Annotated in this window: 2 protein-coding genes; one reads left to right on the top strand and one right to left on the bottom strand. The window is 34.4% G+C overall.

Going from position 1 to position 2,977, the window contains the following annotated elements; genetic code table 11:
- Positions 1 to 13: 13 nt before the first annotated feature.
- Entirely contained in the window at positions 14 to 1,342 is a 1,329-nt protein-coding gene (locus F6K13_RS26280) for an MFS transporter (protein WP_124154337.1), read from the bottom strand.
- A gap of 1,167 nt (positions 1,343 to 2,509) precedes the next feature.
- Here F6K13_RS26280 and F6K13_RS26275 point away from each other — a divergent pair.
- The gene (locus F6K13_RS26275) at positions 2,510 to 2,635 is read left to right on the top strand and encodes a hypothetical protein (protein ID WP_275670382.1); all 126 of its coding nucleotides are present in this window, start codon (positions 2,510 to 2,512) and stop codon (positions 2,633 to 2,635) included.
- Positions 2,636 to 2,977 lie beyond the last annotated feature (342 nt).

Genomic DNA, 2,977 nt, shown 5'->3' with positions numbered 1-2,977 from the left:
ATGTTTTCCAGCTTTAGCAAGCAGCAGTATTGTCTGATTCAGTATTATCAACTTCAAAGCGATCAGCATTAGGTAACTCTCTCTCTACTCGCCGTAACTCTGGAGTACGATAGGCGACTAATACTGCCCCAATATTCAATAGACCCATTAATACAAATAATAAAGCCATTCCCCGGCCATCTCCAACTCCAATAATTCTGCCTACGCTACTTGCTAACATTCCATTTTCACTCATCAATGGTTTAAACATAAACTCGACTAAAGGTGCTGCACTTAAATGAGTAATTACTAATAAAGACTTTTCGATCATATTTTGCAAAGCAAAAACTCGTCCTTGTAAATCTTGAGGTACTTTTTGTTGCCAAATAGTATGATTCAAACTAACAATAACTGCCCTAGAAAATAAATAGCCAAAACCACCAATTGCAGCTAATACTACAGCAGTTTTAAATCCTCCTAAACATAAACATAATCCCTGAATAAATGCAAAGATTAAAATTCCTTCTATTCGACGCTTAGTACCTCCCCATAAACTTACTGCGACACTACCTAACAACATTCCAATGCCACTAACAGACATTACTATTCCTAATTCTTTTTCAGATGCAAAACTTAATACCATCGGCAAGAATAAAACTTGCAATACTCCCGCACTTAGATAAATAACACCAAAGAATATAGTTAACTTCCGTAAACCAGAACGTATCACTACATAATTCCAACCTGAAATAACTTCCTGCCATAACTCTTCAATACTTACTCTACGTCTGGTAATTTTCTTTTCTCTTCTGGGGAATTTGATACTCAATAGAGTCAGCAACCCAAACAGATAAGTACCAAAATCTACTAATAATACTCCGTGAAGATGGATTTTAAGAATCAACAATCCCGCTATACTTGGACCTAATATTCTTGATGTTGCTATTGCACCTTGTACCATTCCATTTGCGCGACTCAGGTGTTGTATTGGTACAAGTTGAGGGATAGCAGAGGTATAAGCTGGCCATTGAAAAGCGTTGCAGACGGAACTAATACCTACTGCTATATAGATATGCCAAACTTGCAGTTGCCCGGAGAAGACCAATAACATTATTGCTAATGCTGTTACTCCGGTGATTGAGTCACTGACAATCATTACCCTACGACGACTCCAGCGGTCTACCATTGCACCAGCAAATGGTGAAATGAAGAGACTAGGTAGATGAATGAATAAGGACAACAGAGCATAATGAGTAATTGAACCTGTTGTTTGATAAACCCATACTGCTAGAGCGAATTCACTCAAACTAGAACCGAATAGGGAAACAATTTGTCCCAACCATATAAATAAGAATGTTTGCATAACTTTGAGTTGCTAGAGGGATGAAAATAGAGTGGAACAGCATTGATTCAGTTGACTTTAACAGGAGTTAATTATAACTTTAACAGGCTAAATTTATCAGATTAAGTATGTTTTAATCTGTCGATTTTTTTTATGACTGCTACAGCTATTAAAAGTTTCTTTTTTACCAAATTGATTAATTTTTTTGCTGACTATTTAAGTATAGTTACCTAATTAAGTTAATAACTCAAATCAGGGTGCATCTCTGTAAAAATTTATCGCTTTTAGGGAACAGAGAACAGGCAACAGGGAATATATAGGAAAAAAGTATTTTGGCAAATATGAGATGCACCCTCAAATTATGTGGTTTATTCGGCTTTTTAATTAATAGCATCTCTTGGTATCTCTATTTACTTTAACTGGATATTTTTTAACTAGCTTAAAGATTATATTGTCTTAATCTTTTTATTAGTAAGTTGGATGGCATATTTTTTGCAATACTATTGTTTAAGGTAATCTAAGAAGTATTGTTGCAAAATACACAAAAAAATATAGAAAATTCCATAGAGTTTTCAGGATATTATTTTGAGAAAAACAATCAGAATGTTATTTAAGTAGGTGGGTTTAATTCAAGGTAAAAAATTGTTGGAGCAGGTTTAACTGAAGGCTTTGACTTCAGCGTGATCGAGTTCTAAAAATCTGCTCTCTGTGCTTTCTAATACCATTTATCAAAAACTTTTCTACATTTTTTTGAGTAGGGGAGTGGATAGGGGTGTTGCATACAACGTCTCTACAGGGATAAGTAAACATATAGCGTTTCTAATTTTAAGTAGTTTCTGCTTGAGATTTTCTTCTATTAGCTGTTCCCTGTTTCCTATGAGAATTGTTATCAGTGGTTAAAGCAAATTAATTGTATATTTGATGGTCTGATGATTAACTTAAATAAGTAGGAAAAATAATTTTTAGATTGACATTTTTAGGACAAACATATATTTGATTTCCTGTTCCTTATTCCATGTTCCCGACTGATACCATTTCTCTATGAAGTTGCGCTGAATAAAAGATAACAGCTATTAGTAAAATTCAGGTTTTGGTAAAAATTATTAAGCGCATTGTTACAGAGAAATGGTATGACAAATGTTAAATTAATTTTGCACAGGTACTTATCTTGGTAGTCCTGCTCGCGTAATGGTATACAGCAAAAAGGAATACCTGGCACGGGAGCAAGATGCTCCCACTGCTTTTATCTTTTATCCTTGTCAAATAATTAGAATACACCACCACCAAATCAAAGAAGCAAAAGTTGATAGCTGATATGCTTCATTACTAATTTTTATCTTTTTCCTTTAGGTTTAATACCCTGCACCTCATAAGCGATGTTTACAATTGATCGGGGTTTTATCAAAATAATATGGGTTGCTCAACCCCACCTTTTAAGGCGCAATATTTTTGGCACCTTGCTCAAATCTCCGTTACAAAAATAACTTCTGACTTCTGACTTCGTTAATCCCTATCCACTTTTTCCTTTTTTCTTCTTCCTTTTTCCTCCTTACCAAAAAATTTTGGTTGAAAGCCTCCTCTTTTCAGAGGATAAAAAGAAAAATTTTCCTTTGAGTCAATCCTCTCCCTTAAAAAGAAGAGGTAATTCTAAATTCT

The organism is Okeania sp. SIO2B9 (assembly GCF_010672505.1).
Taxonomy (GTDB): domain Bacteria; phylum Cyanobacteriota; class Cyanobacteriia; order Cyanobacteriales; family Microcoleaceae; genus Okeania; species Okeania hirsuta.
Note: the sequence above shows the minus strand (reverse complement) of the source record. Positions and strands in the feature narration are given on the sequence as shown.